Source organism: Mycobacterium sp. 1245805.9, from assembly GCF_001672915.1.
Lineage (GTDB): Bacteria > Actinomycetota > Actinomycetes > Mycobacteriales > Mycobacteriaceae > Mycobacterium.
In genome coordinates, this window is the sequence record NZ_LZKR01000072.1 from 38134 (window position 1) to 62332 (window position 24199).

Consider the following 24199-nt stretch of genomic DNA (forward strand, 5'->3'; position numbering starts at 1 on the left):
ACGTGTTCCGATGCTTGTGCTCTTACGGGAGCACTTGACTAACCGACCACTGTCGTTGTTCGCGAAAACGCATAAGGTAATCAAACCGCCAGAGCCCCTCCATCCAGCGCAGGGATATACGTCTTGCGGATGTCTTGGATGCGCATAAGAAACAGAAGATTTCCGATCACATACCTTTTAGCCAATCGCTTCGGCTCGTTCACTAAGCGAAAGACCCACTCCAGGTGAAGCTGACGCATCCATTGCGGCGCCCTTTTTACTTTACCGGCGATGAAATCGACGATGGCACCCCCGTTGATAAGTATTGGGTTATAACTCGCATTCTCCTTCAGGTACAAGGAAACGAGTTCCTGCTTGGGCATGCCCATTGCCAGTACGACAATCCGCGGTCTGTACTTTTCGACGACCGATAGGTATGACGCCGCATCCTTGAACCCGTCCGTGCAAAAAACGATGTTGTGCCCGGCTTGCTTGAGTGCTTCGGCCGCCTTGGACAGGTAAGGCTCCCGGGTGCCGAGGATGCCGACCGTCTCGCCTCGCGCTTTGTCGAGAAATTCCGGTATCAGGTCGGTCCCGTTCATGTTCAGGCCCGGATCGCCTTTCAACGCTTTAACGAGCAGCTGCATGCCAATGCCGTCGCGGAAGACGACGTCGGACCGCAGCACCGCGTCGGCGAACTCATCGTTTCGGTAGCACACATTGAGGCCATGTGCGTTGAGAAAAGAAATAATCTGCGGCGATTCCGAAGCGAGGCACTTTGCGAGCAGCGCGTCAGCCTGGTCGCGGTTCTGGATGGGGGTGATGCTATTGATCACCTTGTTGATCAGTCTGGGATCCGCCTTGCCCGTCGGCACCGTGTTCGGCGCCTGGCGGGGCCCTACGCCACCGCACGCCGCGAAGAAGCGCTTGTCAGCGCTCCCGCCGGAGCAGCCATCCAGCCCCTTCGCCTTGGGCAGACCGGTGGTTGGCATGAATGGAATAGTACATGCGTAAGGTATGGATTGTAAGCCAGATAAGACTATGAGTTAGAGCACCTCTGGTGTCCACACGTAGGCGGTCGGCAGTGCGACGGGACGCACGAAGCGGTGCCGTCCTGATTGAGCGGGGACTTCACGCCACGCGGCGCCCCGGCCTCGCGCTCGACGCAGCGAAGTGCCTGAAAAGCGCCTGTGAACCATACGTATGGTTCTATCCTGCTGCCGATACCTAGAGTATCCTCACTGCCATGATCAGGACTCGGGAGGACCTGAGAATGTATCTGGCGGCGGACTTGAGGGCGCACGGCCTAGAGCGTTGGAAGTTCCGCTATCAGCTCTTGGAACGCCCCGCCTATTTCCAGCGGATGCTGCGAAAATCCGAGTACTGGACGAACACCGCCCACACACCGATGGGCCACGCCATCGCATTCTGGTTGAGACTGCGGACGAAGCTCCTCGGCGAACGACTCGGGCTGTATGTCCCGCGAAACGTATGCGGTCCAGGCCTTCGGCTGGCACATCCGGGCGCCCTGTGGATCCACCACAAGGCGCGCATAGGTGCGAACTGCAACATCCACCACGGCGTCTCCATCGGGGAAAACCGGGGGAAGGTCCCCGTAATCGGCGACGGCGTGTGGATTTATCCCATGGCTATGGTGCTCGGCGATGTCCAGGTGGGCGACCGCGCCTCCATCCTGGCCGGCGCCGTCGTGACCCAGCCGGTGCCCGACGATGCGGTGGTGGCCGGCGCCCCCGCCCGGATCATTACGGTGGATTCCCGAAGTACCGCAGTCGCGAACGCTTAGCCGACCTCGGGGACCGCCACGACCTCCCCCTGGGATGATCCGGCGGGCGGTCCATGCCGCAGCGCCTCGCGCCTGAGAAATTCGCGGAAGTAAGGTAGCGACGCCTCCGTGACGATGCCCGCCAGCATGAGCTCCCAGAATTGGTTGGTGTGGGGGGCCAGACCGCCGTCGATGGCCGGACCCGCATCGCGCCCCGACAAGCCCTTGGCCGCCATCGCGTTGTACAGCAAACGCGTTCCGAACATGGCGCCGACGATCGACTCGCTGATGACCACCGGGTCGAGATCCTGGCGCACATCTCCTTCGGCGGCCGCCCGCTGCGCCTGAGCCGCCATCAGTTCGACCATGTTCGCGCAGAAGCGCATGGCCGCCTCGTTGAATCCGGTGAGAGCAGCCGTCAATTGCTCGGCGGCGCGGGCGGTCTTGTCGATGCTCAGCATGTTGGCGATCGTGAAGGTGCCGTGGATCATGTTCTCGAGCGCCGGCGACGACGATCCGCACACGTTGCGGAAGGCGACAAGTATTGTCTCCGAACCCTCTTCGATGATGGCGGAGGCCAGCGATTCCTTCGAATCGAAGTGGTGGTAGAGCGCCCCCTTGGTCATGCCGGTCCGCTCGATGATCGTGTTCCACCCGGCCGCGGCGTACCCGACGTCGGCGAAGACGTCTATCGCCGCATCGAGGATCTTTCGCCGGGTGGCTTCCGATCGAACCTGGCGCGCCATCGCGTCTACACCTCCGGAGTTCCGTCGATGTCCCCAGACGCGGATCTCGACCCCTGCACCAGCCTCTCGGCCGGAGGGGTAAGCGTAACAGCCACGCACCCGCGGGCCCGATCGCGCGACCTGCACATGGCGCTATCCAGAATCCGCGCCCGTCGAGGCGGAGGTGATCGCGAGTGCCGCACGGCGCCTGAGGAATTGGCGGAAGTAGTCGATGCGCTCCGCCTGCAGGATCCCGGTCAGCAGCAGCAGCCAGCACTTCTCGAGGTGTTGCAAGAACTGCTCCGGTTCCTCCATGTTGCTGATCTGTCGCAGCCCCATGTGCAGCGAGACGATCAGGCGTCCCACGTCCTGCGGGTCACAGTCGCCGTTGATGTCGCCCTCGGCGATGGCCTGCTCGACGACTCCCGCCAGGGCTTTGGCCCACTCCTCCAACAGCTTCTTCTGCAGTCCCTCGGACCGGCCGACCGACTCGAGCAGGTTCAGCCCCGCCCTGACCCCGTCGGTCTTGATATCCCCGACGGCGATCAGATACGAGAAGTCGATGAGGGTCTCCAGGCCCGAAAGTCCGCGGGTCAGCAGTTCTTCAACCGCGACGTTTCCCGCGGCCGTCTGCCTCTCGATGATCGCCACGGCCAGCGCGTGCTTGGAACGGAAGTGGAAATACATGGCCCCCTTCGTCAGCTCCGCTTCCGCGAGGATGTCGTCCAGGCCGACGTCGTGATAGGCCCGCCGGGCGAACTGATGCGACGCGGCCCGCAAAATCTGTCGCCGCGTCGCGTCCGCGCGTCCATCGGTCGAGTGGGTGGTCATCGGAGCCGGGGACTCAGCTGTCTGGTGCGGGTCGACCACGCTGCTGCGTGAGCAAGGCGGGTGATCATTCCGAAGCCTGCGCCGTGGCCCGGATCGATCGCTTCCACGTTCTCGATGCCTTCCTCGAGTAGGGCACACACCTCGGTTTCCAGGGCCAGCACTCACCGGCGTGTCTCGGGCGGCATATGGGCCGTCTTTGAGGTTAGCAGTCGGGGGTCGCCCCGCGGCATTCAACGCAGCGGGTCGCGTTGACGAACTCGCAAATACTTTCAGTTCGTGATGATGGTGCACTCCGAACTAAAAGTATGTAGAATCGACATCTATGTGGTCCTCAGTTTCTTCGCCTGGTCAGCGCGTTTTTTGCGGGCCGCGGGAGCGCTGCGCGCTTCGCTCGGCGCGCCAACCACGGCTCCGGGCGACCCGCGCGGACCTCGGACGACGTGTGTCGTTCGTCACTTCGCCGACGGGCAGGGACCGTTCGAAATGATCGATTTTGGCGCCCTCCCACCGGAGATCAACTCCACGAGGATGTACGCCGGCCCCGGGCCGGGGTCGCTGATAGCGGCCGCGGTGGCCTGGGACGATCTGGCCACCGAACTGCATTCCGCCGCGGCCGCGTACCGGTCGATCATCTCGGGCCTGACGGTCGGGCGGTGGCTGGGTCCCTCGTCGCTGACCATGGCATCCGCGTTCGGGCCGTACGTCGCATGGACGGCTGGAGCCGCCGGGCGGGCCGCGGAGGCGGCCGGTCAGGCCAGGCTTGCCGCCGAAATATATGACGCGGCCTGGGCCGCGACCGTGCCACCGCAGGCGGTCATCGCCAACCGGGTTCAACTGGCGTCGCTGATCGCCACCAACTTCTTCGGTCAGAATTTGCCGGCGATCGCGGCCAACGAGGCCCAATACGCCGAGATGTGGGCCCAAGACGCCGTGGCGATGTACGAATACGCCGCCAATTCGGCGATGGCCGCGGAGCTGACACCCTTCACTTCTGCGCCAGAGGTCGCCGACCCCTCCGGGGTCGCAGCGCAGTCGGCCGCAGTAGCCCAGACCGCTGGTTCCGCGACGGAGCAGTTCTCCCTGAACAGCTTGATGTCCGCGATGTCCTCGATGCTGCAGAGCCTGGCTTCGCCCGCCTCGGCGAGCGCCGCCGCTACGACAACGCCCGGGGGGACGCTGCTCAGTGAGCTCAGTTCCGCGGCGAGCGGCTTCTCGCTGTCGAGCTTCATGAGCGACTTCGAAAGCAACCTGCCAAGCCTGCTCCCCAGCTATCTGATGTTGGCCGTGACTCCGTTGTACGGGTTGTCCAGCGTGCTCGGCATGGCCCAGACCATGCAGGGGATAGCGACCACCGCGGCCCAGGGTGTCGCCGATGTGGCCGGGCAAGCGGCCGCGGACGCAGCCGGCGCGGCCGCCGGCGCCGCCGACGCACTCGGTGCGAGCGTAGCGGGCGCGATGGGCCAAGCGGGGGCACTCGGGTCCCTGTCAGTCCCGGCCAGCTGGACCAGCGTGATCCCCACCGCGCACCTGACCAGCGCGGGCGCGGTATTGCCCAACGTCGGCGGTCCCGGCGGCATCGGGAACCTGCCGCCGAGCATGCTGGGCGGTCTGCCAGGCGCCGGCGTGGGACGCCAGGCGCCGGGTCCGCGGTACGGCCAGATACCGACCGTGATGGCACAACCGCCATCCGGCGGCTATGGGGCGGCGATCGTATGACCGCCGCGAGGGTGCCCGCGCAAGCCGGATCCGGCCCACGGCACGAAATACCAGAAGTATCTTTTTCGCCCGTTGGGCGGATGTTCGGTCTCGGCTCGTCGAAGGGATTGGTGTCATGAAGGTTGTGCTGTTCTGCGGCGGTTACGGCATGCGGATGCGGACCGCCGAAGGCGACCAGGTTCCCAAGCCCCTGCAGATGGTCGGGCCCCGACCGCTGCTGTGGCATGTGATGCGCTACTACGCCCACTACGGGCACAAGGAGTTCATCCTGTGCCTGGGCTACGGGCAGGCGATGGTCAAGGATTTCTTCCTCAACTACCGCGAGATGGAGTCCAACGACTTCGTCATGCGTGCCGGTCAGATCGAGCTGCTCGATTCCGACATGTCCGACTGGAGCATTACGTTCGTCGACACCGGGCTGGAATCGCCGATCGGGGAGCGGCTGCGGCGGGTGCGCAAGTACCTCGGCGACGACCAGTACTTCCTGGCCAACTACGCCGATGTGCTGACCGACGCGCCGCTCGACACCATGGTCAACCGGCTGAAGACGAGCGGCGCGGCCGCCTCCATGCTGGTCGTGCCGCCCCAGTCGTCCTTCCACTGCGTGGATGTCAGCGCCGACGGCGACATCAAAGAGATCGCGCCGATCGCCAAGTTTCCGATCTGGGTGAACGGGGGCTACTTCGTCCTGACCCAGGAGGTCTTCGACCTCATCCCGGAAAACGGCGACCTCGTCGGCGACGCCTGCATGGCGCTCGCGGGCACCGGCCGGCTCCTGGGCTACCGGCACGACGGCTTCTGGAAACCGGCCGACACGTTCAAGGAACGCGCGGAACTCGACGCCGACTACAACGCGGGAAACCGCCCGTGGATGGTGTGGGAGCAACGGCACCGGGTGGCCGCAGTACCGGCGTCGATGGGACGCCACGCGAGACGTTCGGCATGACGCAGCTGGACACGGGCGCAATCAACTCGATTGCCGTCATCGGGGCGCACTGCGACGACATCGTCATCGGTGCCGGCGCCACCCTGCTGCAGATCGCCGACCACAATCCGGGTGTCGTCGTGCACGCCCTGGTGCTGACCGGCGCGGGCACGGAACGCGAGATCGAGGAAAAGAGCGCCTTCGCGGCGCTGTTCCCGCACTCGGAGGTCCGGCTGACGGTGGGTGATCTGCCCGACGGCCGGCTGCCGGACAACTGGGGGGCGGTGAAGGGCTACCTCGCCGAGTTCCGGCGGGACTGCCAGCCCGATCTGGTGATCGGGCCACACCGCCACGACTACCACCAGGACCATCGCGTGGTCGCCGAACTCATCCCGACCGAGTTTCGTGCGCACCTGGTGCTGGGCTACGAGATCCTCAAATGGGAGTCCGACTTGCCGAATCCCAGTGTGTACGTGGACATTCCGGGCGAGATAGCCCATCGCAAGGCGCAGTTGCTCGCGCAGTCGTACCCGTCGCAAGCCGGCCGCGACTGGTTCGACGACGAGGCGTTCCTCGGCCTGATGCGGGTCCGGGGCGTCCAGTGCCGGGCGCGCTACGCCGAAGCCTTCGTGGCCGAGAAGGCGGTCGTGCGCCCCTTCGACGCTCGTTCATTCAACTGACTCTGCGGGAGGGACGACACCATGCGAGTGCTGGTCACCGGCACCGAGGGCTACCTGGGTTGCCTCCTCGCGCCGCTGCTAGTCGCGGACGGCCACGACGTCGTCGGCCTGGACACTGGGTACTACCGGGCCGGTTGGCTGTGCCCGGGCCCGCTCGCCGGAAGCACCCACGGGGTGGCGCCGCTGACTCTCATCAAGGACATTCGCGACGTGACCGTCGCGGACCTGCGCGGGTTCGATGCGATCGTGCATATGGCGGAGCTGAGCAACGACCCGATCGGCGACCTGATCGGCGACGTCACGTTCGAGATAAACCACCTCGGCAGTGTGCATTTGGCCGAGTGCGCCAAGCGCGCCGGCGTCGGCCGGTTCGTCTACATGTCGTCGTGCAGCGTGTACGGGATCGCCGACGGGACGGTCGATGAGACCAGCGCCATCAACCCGCTGACCCCCTACGCCAAATGCAAGGCTCTGGTCGAACGGGACCTCACCGCGATGGCCGACGAAGACTTTTCGCCGTCGTTCCTGCGCAACGCGACGGCATTCGGCGCCTCGCCGCGGATGCGCTTCGACATCGTGCTGAACAACCTGGCCGGGTACGCCTGGACCGAACACCGCATCGCGATGACCAGCGACGGCACCCCGTGGCGGCCGCTGGTGCACGCCCTCGACATCGCGCAGGCCATCCGGTGCGCGCTGCGCGCCGATCGGCAGACGGTGCACCAGCTGGTGGTCAACGTCGGCAGCGACGAAAACAACCGCACCGTGCGCGAAATCGCGGAGACCGTCAGCGCCGAGTTCCCCGGCTGCGAACTCACCTTCGGCCCGCCCAACGCGGACAACCGCAGCTACCGGGTGGCGTTCGGCAAGATCCGCGAGGTCTTCCCGGACTTCCGCGCCGAGTGGGACGTCGCGGCCGGGGCGGCGCAGCTGCACCGCGTCTTCCAGAACATCGCAATGGATCCCGAGACATTCCACGGCCGCGGCCACACCCGCCTCAAGCAAATCGAATATCTGCTCAAGACCGGGCAGGTGGATCAGCGACTGTTCTGGAAGGAGACTCAGTGAAGTACACGCCCACGAGTGTCGCCGGGGTGACGATCATCGACATCGAACCCCATCGCGACCATCGCGGCTTCTTCTCTCGATCCTTCTGCGCTGACGAATTCCTGACCTACGGTCTGATTTCCGAAGTGGCACAAACAAACCTGTGCTTCAACTACACCCGGGGGACGATCCGCGGCCTGCACCGACAGGCGCCCCCGCACGCCGAGGCCAAACTGGTGCGCTGCGTGCGCGGCGCGATTGCCGACGTCGCCGTCGACGTCCGGCCCGAATCGCAGACCTACGGCAAGCACGTGATGGTGGAGCTGAGCGCGGAGAACCGCCGGGCCCTGTTCCTGCCGCCATACGTGTTGCACGGCTTCCAGACGCTGACCGACGACACCGAGGTCATGTACCAGGTCAGCGGCCCCTATGCGCCCGAAAGCGAAGAGGGGTTTCGCTGGGACGAAACCGAATTCGGCATCAAGTGGCCGCTGCCGGTGACCGTCATGTCGGAGAAGGACGCCAGCTGGCCCGCTCTTCAGGAGGCACCACCAGCCGAAAGCGAGGCGTCATGACGCCGCCTCGCCTGGTCCGAGACCACCGGGGATAGGTCGGCCGGGAGACAAGCATGACGACGACGCTTCGAGCCGACACCGGCCCATCGCTGCTTCACGCGCAGCCCGCGAAAACGGTTGACGCCAAGGTTTCGCGATGGCAGCAGAAGTACTCGGCGCGTCTGCGCATCTGCGACTCGGTGATCGTCTGCGCCGCGGTCGCGCTCGCTCAAATCGTGCGGTTCGGGGACACGCCGAACACGTCGGGATACCCCGGCCAGGTCATGACCATCTTCTCGGTACTGTTTGCCGCACTGTGGCTTTCGTCCATGGCGATGTTCCAAACCCGGTCGACCCGGATCATCGGCGCCGGAATCGACGAATACCGGCGCATCGCCAGCGCCTCGTTCTGGACGTTCGGGTTCATCGCGATCGTCACGCTGCTCGCCAAAATCGAGCTGGCCCGCGGTTATCTGGCGGTCGCGCTACCCGTCGGCACCCTCGGACTGCTGGCGGGCCGCAATTTGTGGCGAAAGCATGTGTGGCACCAGCGGGCGCTCGGCGAGTACCAGACGATGGTATTGGCCATCGGAGACCGGCCGGGCGTTTCACATCTTGCCCGCGAGCTGATCCGCAACCCGAACGACGGGTACGTGGTGGTCGGCGTGTGCATCCCGGGTTACGGGCCGGCTCGCGGCGAAACGCTGACGATTCAAGGCCACGAGATCGCGATCCTCGGGGACGAAACCAATGCGATCGCCGCGATCTCGCGTTGCGGGGCCGACACGGTGGCGGTGACGCGGACCGAACACTTCGGGGTGCATGGGATCCGGGACCTGATGTGGCGGCTGGAAACGATGGACGTCGACCTCGTGGTCTCACCCGGGGTGGTGGACGTGGCCGGGGCCCGGCTGGCCCTGAAGCCGATCGCCGGTTTTCCGCTGCTGCACGTGGAGAAGCCGCAATACGAAGGCACGCAACGGTTTCAGAAGCGGGCCTTCGACTTCTGCTTTGCGCTGGCCGCGATCATCGGAACGTCGCCGCTTCTGGTCGCCGCGGCCGTGTGCATCAAAGCGACGAGCAAGGGACCGGTCTTCTACCGCGCCGAGCGCATCGGGTTGGACGGCAAGCCCTTCACCATGCTCAAGTTCCGGACGATGGTGGATGGCGCCGACACCCAGGTCGAGCGCCTGCTTCCGCTCAACGAGGGCGCCGGCGGCATGCTCTTCAAGATCCGCCAGGACCCGCGGGTGACTTCGGTCGGAAAGGTACTGCGCCGATTCAGCATCGACGAGCTGCCGCAGTTCATCAACGTGCTCAAGCAAGACATGAGCGTCGTCGGACCGCGGCCACCGCTGCGGCGCGAGGTCGAGAACTACGACGGCGAGGTCAAGCGGCGGCTGCTGGTGAAGCCGGGGGTGACCGGGCTCTGGCAGGTCAGTGGCCGGTCGGACCTCTCCTGGGAGGACTCGGTTCGGCTCGATCTGTCCTACGTCGACAACTGGTCGATGGCGGGCGACCTGATGATCATCGCCCGCACACTCAAGGCCGTGCTGAGCAGCGACGGAGCCTATTGATGGCGCGCGACACCATAATTGAGCCGACGCCGACGCCGACGCCGACGGCACCGGCCTCCCCTGTGGTACGGCAGTCGCGCATCGCGCGCGCATTTTCCGTCCAGCTGATCTGCCGGGCACTGGGCATGCTTGCCTCGGTCGTCTCGGTGGCGATGACCGCCCGCTACCTCGGTCCCGGGCGCTACGGCCAGCTCATCATCGCGGTCGCCTTCGTCGGGATGTGGGCCAGCCTGGCCGATCTCGGCATCGGCACCGTCATCGTGCGCCGCGTCACCTCGGGAACGGGCGACCTGGAACGACTCGTCCGCGTCAACAGCGGGCTGTCTTTGATGTATTGCGTTCCGCTGGCGGCGCTCACCGCCGGTTCCGGCCTGCTGCTCTATCACGACCACAACGTGCGGGTCATGCTCGTGGTGTTATCGGGCCAGCTGCTGATGTTCACGATGTCCACGCGGTTCGAACCGGTATTTCTTGCGACCGTGCGCTTCTCGGCCGTGGCGATGTCGGATATCGCGGGCCGGATGGGCACGCTGGCGATGGTCAGCTACCTGGTGGCCACGCGGGCCGACGTCGTGTGGTTCGCGGTCGCGCAGCTCATCCCGCCGGCCCTGCAGCTGCTGATCCAGGGCGCCGCGGCCGCGAGGCACATCTCACTGCGGCCGATCTTCGCGCCCCGCGAGGTCGCGGACCTGTTGCGAGAGAGCGCATTTCCCATCGGTGTCGCGGTAGTCGGCATCCTGTACTGGCGCACCGACGGCGTCATCCTGTCGAAGGTGAGCACACATTCCGAGGTCGGGGTGTACGGACTGGCCTACACGGTCGCGTTCAACACCCTGGTCGTCTCGATGTTCTTCCTCAAGGCGACGCTGTCGACCGCCACCGAACTGTTCTCGCGCGACGTCGAAGCGTTTGCCAAGTTCCTGCGGCGCTGTGTCGAGCTGATGTACTTCGCGGGTGTCCCGCTGGCCATCATCGGCGCGTTGCTGGCCCGACCGCTGATCGAATTGTTCGGCGATCGGGAGTTCGTCGGGCGCGGCGGTCCCACCCTCGCGCTGCTATTCGTCGCCGTGGCATTGCGTTTCGTCACCGGCACCCTGGGCCAGGGCCTGTTCGCCGCCCACCAGCAGAAGTTTCTGTTCCACTTGTCCATCGCCACCCTGGCGGTCAACGTCGTCCTGAACGTGGTCCTCGACCGGCCGTTCGGCGCGGTCGGGGCCGGCCTCGCGTTGGTGGGCACCGAGCTGTTCGGCATGGCCGTCGCCACCTGGTGGCTGCGCCGGGAGTGCGGCTATCGCGCACCGGTCAGTTTCGCGCTTCGGCTGCTGGCTCCCACCGCGGCCTCCGTGGCGGTCGCGCTGTTGTTGTCGGGTCACCACGTGGTCCTGATCGTGGCCGCGGCCGCGGCCGCCTACCTGACGACCAGCGCGGCGGCCGGCCCCCTCACCTGGTCAACGCTGACCGAGCTACGCCAGAAACGGGTGATGCCATGACGCAGGAATTGCACCGGGCGTATCTGAAACGTCCCGTCGGCCGCGCGTCCACCAGGTCCGAGCGGCCGCTGGTGGTGCTGATCGTGACGTACAAGAGCCACGACCTGGTCGAGCAGTGTCTGGCGAGCGTCGCCGAACACCTGCCGGGACTGCCCGTGTACATATACGAGAACAGCGGCGACACCTATCCCGGTCGCGAAGAGCTGGCGGCCCGGCACCCCGAGGTGCACTGGGTGCTGGGCCCGGTCAATCTCGGCTTCGCGGCGGCGTTCAACGCCTTGGTGGAGCACACGCCGCCCGACGCCGACCTGCTGCTGTTGAACGCCGATGCACGATTGCAGGGGCCGCTCACCCGGACCCGGGAACTGCTGCACCAGACCAAGGTGGCCGCGGTGTCTCCCCTGGTGCGCGACGACGGGGCGCCCGGCCCCGCGCGGTGGGACATCGCGACGCGGCGCCGGACGCTCGGCCGGGCGCTGGTCGCCGCCGCGGGCTATTCGGACCTGCTGCGGGGCACGCCGATATCACACCTGTATGCCCGTCAGCCCGCCGAATCGCAAAGCATCGACGGCTACATAGGTGGCGCGTGCCTGGCGATCAACCGCGCGGCCTGGGACGAAATCGGCGGCTTCGACGAGGAATTCTTCCTCTTCGGGGAGGAAGCCGACTGGCAGGCGCGCGCCACCGGCGCGGGCTGGCGCGTCCTGCTGGCCGACGAACTTGCCATCGATCACGGCAATCCCGCGGCCGTGCAGAACGCCGCCGAGCCCGGTTCCACGCATGGCGCAGAAGTCTCGCCCCACGAACGCCGCCGCAACCGAGACTTGTCGCGCGCTAACGCCGCACTGCTGCTCGAACATCAGCGCGGGGTTCATCGCGCCGACATCTACCTGGCCGGTACCACTCTGCTGGAACGGGTACAGCGGTCAAAGCGCGACGCACACAAGCGCGCCATCGCGGCCCGCCGCACCGGCAAGCCCGCGATCGTGATCACCACCAACCGGCTGGTGTACGGCGGAGCGGAGCGCCAAAAAGCGCTCTTGGCAGCCGAATTGGATCGCCGCGGCTACCCGGTCACGATCGCCTGCATGCAACGGTTCGGGCCACTGATCAGAGAGATCCCGCACACCGTGCGCGTGCTGCGACAGCCCTGGTGGGCGCCGGCCGTCGACGTCCCCGCCGGCCCGGCGGTGCTGATCAGCGGCGACACCAACACCGAGACGGGCTTTGCCACCCTGTGGCGCGCGGCCGGGCGCGACCGGCGCTGGCTGGTCGCACCGCACGTTCCGCCGGAGCCCGACCGCCCGATCTACTCGCGGGCGCTGGCCGCAGCGATGCGGCGCAGCGACGGGTTTATCGTTCTGGCACACCGTCATTGGGACATGCTCACCGCGCAACACCGGCTCGGCGAACGCCGGTTCGTCGCGCCCAACGGCGTGGCCCCAACCGATGAGCCGAAGCCGCGGGCCCGGGCCGCCGGCGAGCCGGTGCGGTTGGTGATGCTCTCGCGCATCGTCGAGCACAAGAACCCGCAGCTGCTGATCGAGGCGCTCGGCGGCCTGACCGACATGCCCTGGGAGCTCTCGATATTCGGCGACGGACCCGATCGGGAGCGGCTGCAGGCGGGCACCCCCGACGCGCTGCGCGACCGCGTGCACTGGCGCGGCTGGTCGCCCGGGCCCGGGCCCGCACTGGCCGAGGCCGATCTGCTGTGCGTTCCCAGCCGCTCCGAGGCGTTCCCGCTGGCGATTCTCGAGGCGATGGCCCGGGCGGTACCGGTTGCGGCGTCGGCGATTTGCGCCGTTCCCGAGATGTTGGACTTCGGCAAAGCGGGTTTTGTCGTCGAGCCCGTCTCCGTGCCCGCGTGGCGCGAATGCCTCGCCGAGATTCTGGCCGACCCCGGCGCCCTACCTTCGATGGGGCAGCGCGGCCATGAGCGGATGCGCCTGCACTACACGGTGGAGGCGATGGCCGACGATTATCTCGAAGCCATCGAGGCCGTGTTGTGAGCGCATTGAGACTGACGTGGAAATCGGCCCGCCGCAACAAACTTGGCCAACGGCCGACCACCACCGAGCCGACGCGAGTCTACGAAACGGTGATCCTGGGTGGCGGGCCGGCCGGTACCGGCGCGCTGGTGTGGGCGGCGCGGCACGGTCGGCTGGACGCGTGGCTGGACGGCGGCGTCGCGCTGGTGGAGCAGGCCGACGGGCTGGGCGGGACGCTCGGCCGCTACGCGCTGAACGCCGACTCGCGCGGCACCTCCTTCCTGGAATGCCTGGACGGCCCGGATTGCTCACCGTTTCTGGCCGACGTGAGGGTCGATCCCGTTGCGCAAGAACTGGAACGCTTCCGCGCCGGGCACCCCACCCTGGAACTGGTCGATCGTTTCGAGCGGCGCGTCGGCGCCGCCATCCTCGCCGAGTTCGACCGCCATCCGAATAGCCGCGCCTGCACCGGCACTCGCGCCCAGGCAATCCGGCTGCAGGGCGACGGCTCGGTCGCGGTATTCACCGCGGACGCCGATGGGCGGCGCGCGGTCGTCCGCGGCGCCAGCGCGGTGGTCGCGATCGGCGGGCGGCCGAACGCGTCGTGGTCCGAGATCGAGGTCACGCCCGGCGTCCACCTCGGGCACTGGCGCGAGAAGATCGTGTCCAGCCACCGGCTCCTCAGCCGTGGCGGCGCACAGGAGGTGGCGCGGCGTCTGGCGCGTGCGCAGGGCAGCCCGCGCGTGGTCGTCCTGGGCGGTTCGCACAGCGCGTTTTCGGCGGCATGGATGCTGCTGGAACGAATTCCGGGGTTGAGTTTCGGTCCCCGCGGCGTGCAGATCCTGCACCGCAGCGAGCCTCGGCCCACGTATCCGTCGCGCGCCGCGGCCCATGTCGACTTTTACGAGTTCTCGGAATCCGACGTGTGCGCGGCCACCGGGCGCGTGCATCGGCTCGGCGGGTTGCAGGGCGACGGCCGCGAGGTGTGGCGGCGCATGCACGGCAAGCCCGGCACCGAGCCGGATGACCGCGCGGTGGCCCTGCCGATGGGCGGCCTGTCCCGCGCGGACCTGCTGGGCCTGCTGACCGACTGCGACCTGATCATTCCGGCCCTGGGGTATCGCCTTGCGGCGCCGCCCATTTTCGACGCGCGCGGCGCGCGAGTGCCGGTGGCGCGGACCGGCCCGTCGGTCGACGCGAACGCGCGGCTGCTGGCCGATTCCGGCACGCCGGTCCCGGGTGTCTTTGCGGTCGGGCTGGGCAGCGGGTTTTTGCCCTGGGGCGCGATGGCCGGAGAGGAGTCCTTCTCCGGTCAGCAGAACAGCCTCTGGCTGTACCAGAACGGCCTGGGCAAGCTCATTCATGACAGCACCCGGCGCCGGGCGCGACGCCTCGCGCTGGACGCCCAGCCCACCGAAACATCCAGCAGCACAGAGAATTGGGAGCCATATGCTTTGCCGGTTGTGTGACTCGGAGCGCCTGCTCAGCATCGTGGACCTGGGCGCCACTCCGCCGTGCGAGAAATTCCTCACCGCCGAGGAACTCGACCTCGCGGAGCAGACCTTCCCGCTACACCTGCGGTTGTGCGAGGACTGCCTGCTGTTGCAGATACCGGCGCTGATCACGCCCGAGGACACCTTCACCGAATACGCTTACTTCGCTTCGTATTCGGACAGCTGGGTCCAGCACGCCAAGCTCTTCGTCGACGAAGCCGTCCAGCGGCTCGGGCTCGGCCCGCAATCGCGGGTGGTCGAGGTCGCCAGCAATGACGGCTACCTGCTGCAGCACGTGGTCGCGGCTGGAGTGCCGTGCCTGGGAATCGAGCCGTCCGAGAACGTCGGCGCCGCCGCCCGCGCGCGCAACATCCCCACGCTGACGGCGTTTCTGGACGAGAAGACGGCGGCGCACGTTCGTGAGGAATACGGGCCGGCCAACCTCGTCGTCGCCAACAATGTCTACGCGCACATCCCCGATCTGCGCGGCTTCACCCGCTCGCTGCGCAGGCTGATGGACGACGACGGCTGGCTGAGCATCGAGGTGCACCACGCGCTGAACCTGGTGCGGCTCGGGCAGTTCGACACGATCTATCACGAGCACTTCCAGTACTACACGCTGTTCTCGGCGATCTGCGCGCTGGCCACCTCCGGGCTCGCCGTGGTCGACGTCGAGCTGCTGCCCACCCACGGCGGGTCGATGCGCATCTGGGCCCGTTCGGCGGAGATCGCCTCGCGGCCGACCGAACGGGTGGAGAAGGTGATGCGCGCCGAGGAGGCGGCGGGACTGCACCGCGCCGACGGCTATTTGCAACTGCGGCCGCGCGCGGAGGCGATCCGGCACGACCTGCTCCGCTTCTTGCTGCAGTGCCGCGCCGAGGACAAGCGCGTGGTCGGCTACGGGGCGCCGGGCAAGGGCAACACGCTGCTCAACTATTGCGGGATCCGAACCGACCTGCTCGAATACACCGTCGATCGCAACCCGTACAAGCACGGCCGCTTCACCCCGGGCACCCGGATCCCCATCCACGAACCCGAGCGCATCGCAGAGGACCGCCCGGATGTGGTGCTGGTGTTGCCGTGGAACCTCGAACCGGAGCTGACCGACCAACTCCATTACATCGCCGAGTGGGGCGGCCAGCTTGTCTTTCCGCTTCCGACCCTGCACGCCGCGGAAATTGATAGCGTGCGCCGATGAGCACCTGCCGGGGGTGCGGTGGCACCGATCTGCGACCGGTCCTTGACCTGGGGACCGTGCCGGCTGGCGACGAGTTTCCCCCGGCCGCGGAACCCGTGCGCCCCGAGGAGTCGTCGCATCCGCTCGCGATGGACCTCTGCGACAACTGCGGCCTGGCCCAGCTCGCACACGACGACACGGCGGCCGCCGAGCCGCGCGGCATCGAGCCGCAGGCCCTGCGCGACCAGGCGGCCGATGCCGTCCGGCGCGTCGCCGACGCGGGCTGGCTGCGCGGCGCCACCGTACGCGAATTCGGCAGCCCGCACGGCGGAACATGGGTCCCGCTGCTGGCGGAGCGCGGTTTCACCGAGGCCGAGCGCGCCGACGTCGTGCTCGACTCGTTCGGCATCATGCACGAGCCGGACCAACGGCTTGCCTTCCAACTGCGCGCGGAGGCCACCGCGCCCGACGGCGTGCTGCTGCTGCAGTTCCACTCGATGTTGACGATCGTGACCGAGGGCCAATGGAATGCGTTGCGCCACGGTCACTTCGCCTACTATTCGCTGACCGCGTTGACCAGGCTGCTCGGCGCGGCCGGCATGAGCGTCGCCTCGGCGTGGGAGTTCGATCTCTACGGCGGCACCGTGTTGGTCGCCGCCGTGCACGGCGACGTGCAGCCCGACGGGCGCGCCAGGGAAATCCTGCGGCGCGAGCAAAACGTCGGCATCACCGAGGCGGCGGTCGTGCGCAGCCTGCAGTGCGCCGCCGAGCGCCACGCCGCGCAGCTGCGCGACTGGCTGGTGGAGCAGGCGTGCGACCGGCGCACGGTGTACGGATATGGCGCCGGATCGCGCGTCGTCTCGTTGTTCAGCATCGCCGGGGTCGACCGGCGGCTCCTGCGCGCCGTGGCCGACGCGTCGCCGGCGAAGCACGGGCGCCGGATTCCGGGGACCGACGTCGGGATCATCTCACCGGAGGAGCTCATCGCGGCCGCGCCCGATCGCGTCATGCTGACCCTGCCGGATCTGTACGACGAGGTCCGCCGGGCGTATCCCGAACTGGACGGCCGCTGGTCGGTGGACCCCGGCGCGGGCGGGAGCCGGGCGCTGCTATGAATCCCATTCGGGTGCTTTGGCTTTCGCCATGGATGCGGCCGCTGGCCCGCATTCAGGCCGAGGCGCTGCGACGGCGGGGCGCCGACGTCTTGCTGGTGACCTCCGACCTGCACCCCGAGTCGGACGCCGCCCGCGAGTACGAGCTGGTGCTCGATCCGCGGTTCCGCACGGCCGCGACGTGGCCGTCCAGCGTTGCCGCGTGGCGCCGCATCCGCGACTACCGGCCGCAGGTGGTGATCACCGAGCTGGTCCGCGACCCGCGCTGGATGGCGATGGCCGGCGGCGTGCCCCGGGTGCAGCTGGTCCACGACGACAGTCCCCACGACGCCGTCGAACGGCGGCCGGCCTACGAGCGTGCGGTATTCGACCGCTGGGGCGCCCGCTCGGCGGCGACCGTCACCTACAGCGACTACGTCGCGGAAGCCATCGGCACCCGGCGCGACGTCGCCCGGACGCCCGTGCACGTCTTGCCGCTCACCAGCGACCTCGACGTGGACCTCGTGCCGCCGCCGGTCCACGCCGAGGGACGCCGCGATTTCGTGATGATGGGCCGGCTCAACCCGTACAAGAACATCGACGTGGTGCTGCAGGCCTGGCAACGACACGTGACCGGCGAGGGCTGGCGCGGCGACGACCTGGTGCTCATCGGCGACGGGCCGATCGCCCTGCGAAGCACCCAGCTGCCGCAACACGCGCGGTGGTGCTCCGGCACGTACCGCTACGCCGACGTCGTCGAGACACTCTCTGCGGCAAAAGGTTCCGTAGCCCACTACCGGCGCGCCTCGCAGAGCGGGGTGCAGGTGCTGTCGATGCAGCTGGGCGTGATGCCGATCGTCTCCACCAGCGGCGGGCTGCCGGAATACCAGCCGCCGGGCGGCCCGACGGTCGATGCCGACGACGTCGCGGGGCTGGCCGCCGCGTTCGACAGGCTGGCGGACCCGGCCACCGCGGCGCGCCTCGGTGCCGAGGCGGCGCGCCACTACGCGGAGCGCTTCAGCGTCGACCGGGTCGCCGACCGCATGCTGGATATTCTCACAGGGGTCGTGGTCACGCACCCGCCGCACGGGGTGCGTGAGCTCGAGGGCGCCGGCCGGCGCCGGGAAAGGTTTTAGCCGATGGATTTTCGAACTTTCGTCCGAACGCTGACAACCCACTGGAAGCTGTTCGTCGGCGCCCTGCTGGCGTGCCTGGCGGGGGCCGCGGCCATTACGGTGTTGCAGACCAAGCTCTACCAGTCCTCGGCCACCATCCTCATCTCGTTCACGGGTGAAACCGACCTGACCCAGGTGTACTCGGGAACGCAGGCCGCCCAGGAACGCCTGTCGTCCTATGCGGCGATAGCCGGCGGCCACGCCGCGGCGCAGCGCGCGGTCACCCAGTTCCGTCTCCCGATCAGCCCGGACGTACTGGCGGGCGAGACCCACGTGGAGTACATCCCGAAGTCGACGATGTTCACCATCTCGGTCAGGGACACCGATCCGAATCGTGCTGCGGCACTGGCGAAGGCGATGGCGGACACGTTCACCGGGATGGTCGGCGCCCTCGGTGCGAACCCGAAGGACCCGGTCGCACTGGTGAACAGCTCACCGCCGCAGGCGCCGCCGCCGCCCGCGCCCGCAACGCAAGGACCCCCGCCCCAGGCGCCCGCGCAGGACGCCGACGGCCAGCCCGCGACGCAACCCCCCGGCGAGACCACCCCGTCCGCGGAACCGCCGGCCGCACCGCCGCAGCCGGCGCAACCCCAGCCGGTGCCACCCGCGGCCGCCCCCAACACCCCGATCGCCCGGGCCACCATCGTGGAGCAGCCGGGCGTACCGGATAGCCCCATCCAACCCGTGCCGGTGCGCAACATGGCGATGGGACTTGTCGCGGGTCTGCTGCTGGGTACCGGTGTGGCGCTGACGCGCGAGGCCGCCGACCGCACCGTGCGCGACCGCGCCAAGCTGGAGCGGATCTCCGAGCTGCCGACGTTGGCCGAGCTCCCCGGAAAGCGCGGCAGCGCACCGCGATTCGGCACGGACATCTCATTCGACGACGCGGTCCGCGGGTTGCGGGCGCGCCTGCTGCGGGCGATGCCACCGGGAACGCGCCGGGTGCTGCTGACGGCGCCGTTCGGGGGCGAGGGCACCACGACGACCGCGCTGAACCTGGCGCGGGCATTCGCCGAATCCGGCGAAGAGGCCCTGCTGGTCGAGGGCGACACCCGCCGACCGGTTATCGCCGGCCTGCTGAAGGTCGATTCCGGGGAGGGGCTGGCGAACGCGTTGGCCGACCCCGACATCGCGCCGGAGGCCGTCAAGCCGACTCCGATTCCGAAGCTGTTCATCCTGGCGGCACGAGCGGTCCGCCGGGACACGCAGCCGTGCAGCGCATACCTGCCCGAGGTTCTCGACAAGGTGCTGCAGGACGTGTCGGCCACCTTTGACCGGACCGTGATCGACGGTCCACCGGTGCTGGCCACGGCCGACGCCGGACTACTGGGCGCTGCGGTCCGCACCATGGTGCTGGTGGTCCGAGCGGGCCGCACCACCGAGGACGAACTCACCGACGCGTTGACCGCGCTGCGCGCGGCCGGTGCCGACATCGTCGGCACGGTGCTGACCGATGCCCGGATACCCCGCCACGCCCGGGCCGCGGCCCGGACCTACCGGACCAAAGTGGGCTCCCGGACGTGATCCTGTATCTGCGAAGTCGTCACCGGTTGGTGATGTCCGGCGTCATCCTCGCGGCATTCCTGTTCGGCTGCTTCGCGTTTGGGGTGCTGGCGGTGCGCAACACCACCCAGGGGATGCTCCTGATCGGCCTGTCGTTCTGCTTGGTGGTGTATTGGATCAGGCCGGAGATGATGATCGGAGTGGCGCTGTTCTTGGGGTTCGCCGCGCTGCCGGACGGGTTGCACATCGGCAAGGTGGTCGGCCCCGTGACCATCTATCTCGCTCATATCGTGCTGGTGATGGCCATCGGCTTCCTCCTCCCGGCCGTGCGATTGCGGTTGTCCGAGTACCTACTGCCCGGCATGTTCGCGCTGACGGTGGCCTACTTCGCGGCGGTCGGCTTCGCGATGGGGCATCCCGCCGCGGTAATCCTGCGGGAGACAACCTTTCTGCTGGAAATGGTCGCCGGGTTCGTGCTGGCCATGCTGATCGTGTACGGCGGCCACGTAAAGCTGTCGGTCCACGCGATGGTTGTCATCCTGTGGTTTTCGGCGGGCATGGCGGTCGCGAGTTCCTCGGGCGGCCTTAAGCTGGCCGGCCGGCTGGAAAGCCTGCAGGGGGACACGGGTGACACCGCAAGCCGCGTCATCACCGCCACCCTGACGCCGGCGATCGCCGTGCTCACCGCGCTGGTGGCGACCCAGATCGTCGGTCGGATAAGGCCCTTTTGGTACCTCGCCCTGGGCTTGCCCGCGTTGATCGTTTCGGTCTTGGCGTTCTCCCGCAACACCCTGATAGCCGTGGGAGTGGCTGCCGCCGTGGCGTTTTTCGCCACCGTGAGCTGGGCGTCCCTGCGGCGGGCGGCGAGACTGACCATCGCCGGCGCGGGGATTCTGGCGGTGGCGGTGCCCGGCGCGCTGTTTCTGCTGCAGCACTCCGCGGCGGGCGAGTGGTTGAACGATCAAATCAACGGGTTCAGCCACCGGGTGCTGGGCGGCGTGTCGAGCAGTGCGCTGGCCGTGGACTCTTCGACCCTGGACAGGTTGGCCGAAGATGCCAACCTCAACCGCGCGATCGCCAAGGCGCCGGTGTTCGGGCATGGGCTGGGTTTTGCCTACCAAGAACCGTTCGGCAGGGATCCCGATGCATTCACCAACACGTTGGGCACCACCTATTCGCACAACTTCTACCTGTGGTGGCTGGCCAAATCTGGGGCGGTAGGCATGGCGGCGTTTGCAACGTTCGCGCTCACGCCGTTGGTCGAGGCGTTTCGCAGCGCATCGGCGCCGGCCAAGGCCGGCGCGGCGGTCAGCGCCGGCCTGCTGGTGATGGCCATCGTCGATCCACTTCCGGAGGACCCGGCCAACGCCATGACGCTGGGAATGGCGCTGGGTGCGACCCTGGCGTTCGCCCGGCTGCGGCGGCGTTCCGGCACGGCCCCCGACGGCGTCGCCGGCGGGGCCGAGTCCCCGATGCTGGCCGGGGCACCGCAGTGACCACGGGGCCACGGCCGTTGCGGGTGCTGGTGATAGGGCCGGCGCCGGCCGCACAGAGTAGCCGCGGCGGCATGGCGACGGTGGCCGCGTTGATGGCGGCCCACCCGGACGAGCGGATCCGCGTCACCGTGGTGCCGACCTACGTGGACCGGTCGCGCTGGGTGAAGCTGATGGTCGGGGTCCGCGGAATGCTCTGGGCCAGTTGGTTGCTCATCCGCGGTCGTGCCGACGTGTTGCACGTGAACCTGGCGCACGGTGGCAGCGTGCTGCGCAAGGCGGTTCCGTTGCGCGCGGCGCGGGTCGCCGGCGTGCCCGCGGTGGTGCACGGGCACAGCTACGACTTCGGCGGCTGGTTCGACCGGCAATCGTCGCCGGTGCGCACCGCGGTCCGCCGCATGCTCACCGCCGACCGTTGGGTGGTCCTGGGTGAGCGCCACGTCGACGAGTACGCGAGCCGACTGGGATTGCCCCGTGATCGAATCACCGTGCTGCATAACGCGGTCCGGGTTCCACCGGCCGCGGTCGACCAATCGGGCGTCGAACAGGTGCACGCCGTCGCGCTGGGCCGGATGGGCACGCGCAAGGGCAGCTACGACATCGTGTCAGCGGTAAGCGCGCTCGACCCAACGGTTCGCAGCCGGCTGCGCGTGACCCTGGCCGGCGACGGTGAGGTCGACGAGGTGCGCGCCGCGGTCGCGGCGGGCGGTGTAGGCGAAACGGTTCACGTTGCGGGATGGCTGGACCCGGTCGCGCGTGACGAACTGCTTTCGGCCGCACACGTTTTCCTACTGCCGAGCCGGGACGAGGGCCTGCCGATGGCGTTGTTGGAGGCCATGGCGCACGGGCTGGCGCCGCTGACCACGTCGGTCGGCAGCATCGGGGAAGCGGTGACCGACGGCGTCACCGGCATCGTGGTGCGGCCCGGTGCGTCGGAACAGATAGCCGAGGCGCTGACGGCGCTCGTCGCCGACGAGGACTTGCGAAACCGATTGGGGACGGCCGCACGCAGCCGCGTTCTCGACTTTGGGCTGGGACCCTGGTACGAGTCGCTGGCCCTGCTATGGCGCGATCTCGTGCGCTACGACCGAGTCAAGGTATGAGGGTTGGTATGTCGAACTGGCTGCGAGACGCCGCAACGGACGTCAATTCAAGCCGATCGCTGTCCGGGCGCGCCCGTGCCAGACGATGGCAGCATTTCAGCAATTGCTTTCCGTCGTTGTCGGAAATGCGGGTGCTGGATCTGGGTGGAACGCCGGAGTCATGGCGGCTCGCTCCGGTGCGGCCCAAGTCCGTCGTGACGGTCAACCTGATGCCCGCCGAGTCGGAGGGGCCGGACATGATCGCGGTCGTGGGCGACGCATGCGAGCTTCCCAGCTCGGTCGCCCGGGAGCGCTTCGATCTGGTGTTCTCCAATTCGCTGCTCGAGCACGTGGGCGGCCATGTGCAGCGGCAACGACTGGCTGACAACATTCACGCCCTGGCCGACCGGCACTGGGTACAAACGCCTTACCGCTATTTTCCGATCGAACCGCACTGGCTCTTCCCCGGCATCCAATGGTTGCCCTACGAGGCGCGGGTCCAGGTATCGATGCATTGGAACCGCGGCCACATCCGGACCCACAGCCGCGAGGCGGCGCAGGATCAGGTCGACGAAATAGAGCTGATCGGCATTTCCCAGATGCGCCGGTATTTCCCGTCGTCGGTCATCTGGTACGAACGGTTCGCCGGCCTGGTCAAGTCGCTGGTGGCGATCAGAAATGGCGAGTCCGCGCCGTCACTGCCCGTTCGCTGACGTGGTCGAGTCACGCGGAATGTCCAGTGTGGCAATCGGATACAGTCCGGAGCCGTCCCGGCCGTCGCGTGCCAACGCCATCGGAGCGTAGTTCACCACGTGCGAGGCGCCGGGCTTGTGCTGTTGCCAGTCCACGGACGCGCGCAGCGTGTAGTGGCCCGGAGCCAAGCCCGTCACGTCGATGCGGACCGTCTCGGTCGCGGACGACGGAACCGCCTCCTCGCGTGACTGGCTGGAATCGTCGTGAACCAGCGACTTGAGGTTCACCGTCGCCGGCAGGCTGCGGACCACCGCCCCCGAGAAATCCACCAGCTTGTAGCCGGGCGTCCACTGCTCGGTGGTGGCCGCCGAGCCGTAGTTGGTCCAGACGACGGAGATGGAGGCCAGCTTGCCGTCTGTCGACTGCGATCCCGGTCGCGCCTCGACTGAATACCGGTAACCGGCGAACGTATTGGCTTGCGCCCACAAGAGATACAGCTTGGGGTCCATCGCCGAGGTCGAGTCGCGGTCCGCGAAGTTGGCGCTCGACGTCATCGACACGTGATACCTGATGACGTCGTGCAGGGCCTTCTCGTAATAGGACCGCGGGTCGGTCCCGTTCGGCAGCTGGCACCACTCGGTGATCACCGGCGCCGACGTGAGCCGCTGCTTGAGCGCGTTGACGACCGGATCGTTCGTCTTCACGTAGTAGGAGTCGTTCGACTCGGCCCAGGTCTGTATCGGTGCATAGACACCGAGGCAATCCGCGCGGATCCCCACCGGCGCCGACAGTTTCTTCGTGACGTCGTCGGTCAGCAGCTCGCGCACGATCTCGGGATTCTGTGGGGTGACCACCAATTGCGTGTGGGGGAAGGCGTTGACGTTCGCGGCGACCAGCTGCTGAATCGACGCCTTGGTGATGCTCTGGTCACGAAACTGGCTGTAGTACCCCAGCATTCCCACGCTGTCGTCGGGGGGCGGGGCCCCGGCCCCCCCCCCCCCCGGGGGGGGAGGGCCCCCCCCCCCCCCCCCCCCCCCCCCCGGGGTTACGGCCAGGGGCCCCCCGCCGAGCCGCGTGACGTCCCCCCCCCCCCCCCCGCGGGGCCGGGGACGGGGGCTTTTTTTAAAACACCCCCCCCCCCCCGCCCACAAGGATGTAATAAAACGCTCGGGACGACCCCCCCCCCCACCACCACCG

Annotated in this window: 20 protein-coding genes and 1 pseudogene; 17 read left to right on the forward strand and 4 right to left on the reverse strand. The window is 67.7% G+C overall.

All coding sequences use genetic code 11. The features are described 5' to 3' along the window. Positions 1-80: 80 nt before the first annotated feature. Complete coding sequence (locus A9X00_RS10915; RefSeq protein WP_082975048.1) at positions 81-971, reverse strand: WecB/TagA/CpsF family glycosyltransferase; 891 nt, start codon at positions 969-971, stop codon at positions 81-83. Positions 972-1225: 254 nt separating this feature from the next. Here A9X00_RS10915 and A9X00_RS10920 point away from each other — a divergent pair, with 254 nt between their 5' ends. Next, a complete protein-coding gene (locus tag A9X00_RS10920) occupies positions 1226-1783 on the forward strand; it encodes a serine acetyltransferase (protein WP_067152768.1) in 558 nt (185 codons plus the stop codon). On the opposite strand, the gene A9X00_RS10925 is transcribed toward A9X00_RS10920, so the two are convergent. Beyond that, the gene (locus tag A9X00_RS10925) at positions 1780-2508 is read right to left on the reverse strand and encodes a TetR/AcrR family transcriptional regulator (RefSeq protein WP_067152769.1); all 729 of its coding nucleotides are present in this window, start codon (positions 2506-2508) and stop codon (positions 1780-1782) included. The genes A9X00_RS10920 and A9X00_RS10925 overlap by 4 nt on opposite strands. A gap of 132 nt (positions 2509-2640) precedes the next feature. Continuing rightward, positions 2641-3318: a TetR/AcrR family transcriptional regulator gene (locus A9X00_RS10930; protein ID WP_067152771.1), complete on the reverse strand. Its 678-nt coding sequence runs from the start codon at positions 3316-3318 to the stop codon at positions 2641-2643. Between the two features lie 483 nt (positions 3319-3801). Between A9X00_RS10930 and A9X00_RS10935 the strand changes: the two genes are divergently transcribed. From A9X00_RS10935 to A9X00_RS11010, 16 genes are all read left to right on the forward strand, one after another. Then, the gene (locus A9X00_RS10935) at positions 3802-5034 is read left to right on the forward strand and encodes a PPE family protein (RefSeq protein WP_067152773.1); all 1233 of its coding nucleotides are present in this window, start codon (positions 3802-3804) and stop codon (positions 5032-5034) included. A 115-nt stretch (positions 5035-5149) separates the two neighbouring features. Next, positions 5150-5980 (forward strand): glucose-1-phosphate cytidylyltransferase, encoded by an 831-nt coding sequence (locus tag A9X00_RS10940; protein WP_067152775.1) that lies wholly within the window; start codon positions 5150-5152, stop codon positions 5978-5980. After that, complete coding sequence (locus A9X00_RS10945) at positions 5977-6639, forward strand: PIG-L deacetylase family protein (RefSeq protein ID WP_067152777.1); 663 nt, start codon at positions 5977-5979, stop codon at positions 6637-6639. Before A9X00_RS10940 ends, A9X00_RS10945 begins: the two co-directional genes overlap by 4 nt. A gap of 21 nt (positions 6640-6660) precedes the next feature. After that, a complete protein-coding gene (locus A9X00_RS10950) occupies positions 6661-7707 on the forward strand; it encodes an NAD(P)-dependent oxidoreductase (RefSeq protein WP_067152779.1) in 1047 nt (348 codons plus the stop codon). Further along, the gene (gene rfbC / locus A9X00_RS10955; RefSeq protein ID WP_067152781.1) at positions 7704-8261 is read left to right on the forward strand and encodes a dTDP-4-dehydrorhamnose 3,5-epimerase; all 558 of its coding nucleotides are present in this window, start codon (positions 7704-7706) and stop codon (positions 8259-8261) included. The genes A9X00_RS10950 and rfbC overlap by 4 nt, the downstream gene beginning before the upstream one ends. A gap of 53 nt (positions 8262-8314) precedes the next feature. Continuing rightward, positions 8315-9817: a sugar transferase gene (locus tag A9X00_RS10960; protein WP_082975050.1), complete on the forward strand. Its 1503-nt coding sequence runs from the start codon at positions 8315-8317 to the stop codon at positions 9815-9817. Then, the gene (locus A9X00_RS10965) at positions 9817-11307 is read left to right on the forward strand and encodes an oligosaccharide flippase family protein (protein ID WP_067152783.1); all 1491 of its coding nucleotides are present in this window, start codon (positions 9817-9819) and stop codon (positions 11305-11307) included. The genes A9X00_RS10960 and A9X00_RS10965 overlap by 1 nt, the downstream gene beginning before the upstream one ends. Continuing rightward, positions 11304-13316: a glycosyltransferase gene (locus A9X00_RS10970; RefSeq protein WP_067152785.1), complete on the forward strand. Its 2013-nt coding sequence runs from the start codon at positions 11304-11306 to the stop codon at positions 13314-13316. The genes A9X00_RS10965 and A9X00_RS10970 overlap by 4 nt, the downstream gene beginning before the upstream one ends. Continuing rightward, positions 13313-14764 (forward strand): hypothetical protein, encoded by a 1452-nt coding sequence (locus A9X00_RS10975; protein ID WP_067152788.1) that lies wholly within the window; start codon positions 13313-13315, stop codon positions 14762-14764. Before A9X00_RS10970 ends, A9X00_RS10975 begins: the two co-directional genes overlap by 4 nt. Beyond that, positions 14745-15986: a class I SAM-dependent methyltransferase gene (locus A9X00_RS10980; protein WP_067152789.1), complete on the forward strand. Its 1242-nt coding sequence runs from the start codon at positions 14745-14747 to the stop codon at positions 15984-15986. Before A9X00_RS10975 ends, A9X00_RS10980 begins: the two co-directional genes overlap by 20 nt. Beyond that, positions 15983-17080 carry a class I SAM-dependent methyltransferase gene (locus A9X00_RS10985; protein ID WP_067152791.1) on the forward strand — a complete coding sequence of 366 codons (1098 nt, stop codon included), beginning with the start codon at positions 15983-15985 and terminating at the stop codon, positions 17078-17080. The genes A9X00_RS10980 and A9X00_RS10985 overlap by 4 nt, the downstream gene beginning before the upstream one ends. Next, on the forward strand, positions 17077-18192 hold the full coding sequence (locus tag A9X00_RS10990; RefSeq protein WP_082975052.1) for a glycosyltransferase family 4 protein: 1116 nt from the start codon (positions 17077-17079) through the stop codon (positions 18190-18192). The genes A9X00_RS10985 and A9X00_RS10990 overlap by 4 nt, the downstream gene beginning before the upstream one ends. A gap of 3 nt (positions 18193-18195) precedes the next feature. Further along, on the forward strand, positions 18196-19755 hold the full coding sequence (locus tag A9X00_RS10995) for a polysaccharide biosynthesis tyrosine autokinase (RefSeq protein WP_067152793.1): 1560 nt from the start codon (positions 18196-18198) through the stop codon (positions 19753-19755). A gap of 32 nt (positions 19756-19787) precedes the next feature. Continuing rightward, positions 19788-21230, forward strand: coding sequence for an O-antigen ligase family protein (locus A9X00_RS11000; protein WP_369830740.1), 1443 nt, complete (start codon positions 19788-19790; stop codon positions 21228-21230). Beyond that, positions 21227-22330 carry a glycosyltransferase family 4 protein gene (locus A9X00_RS11005; protein ID WP_067152797.1) on the forward strand — a complete coding sequence of 368 codons (1104 nt, stop codon included), beginning with the start codon at positions 21227-21229 and terminating at the stop codon, positions 22328-22330. The genes A9X00_RS11000 and A9X00_RS11005 overlap by 4 nt, the downstream gene beginning before the upstream one ends. A gap of 8 nt (positions 22331-22338) precedes the next feature. Next, positions 22339-23022 (forward strand): class I SAM-dependent methyltransferase, encoded by a 684-nt coding sequence (locus A9X00_RS11010; RefSeq protein ID WP_067152799.1) that lies wholly within the window; start codon positions 22339-22341, stop codon positions 23020-23022. Here the strand turns inward: A9X00_RS11010 and A9X00_RS11015 are convergent. Further along, positions 23005-23994: pseudogene (locus A9X00_RS11015) on the reverse strand (hypothetical protein); the annotation flags it as partial. The gene A9X00_RS11010 and the pseudogene A9X00_RS11015 overlap by 18 nt on opposite strands. Positions 23995-24199: the final 205 nt, after the last annotated feature.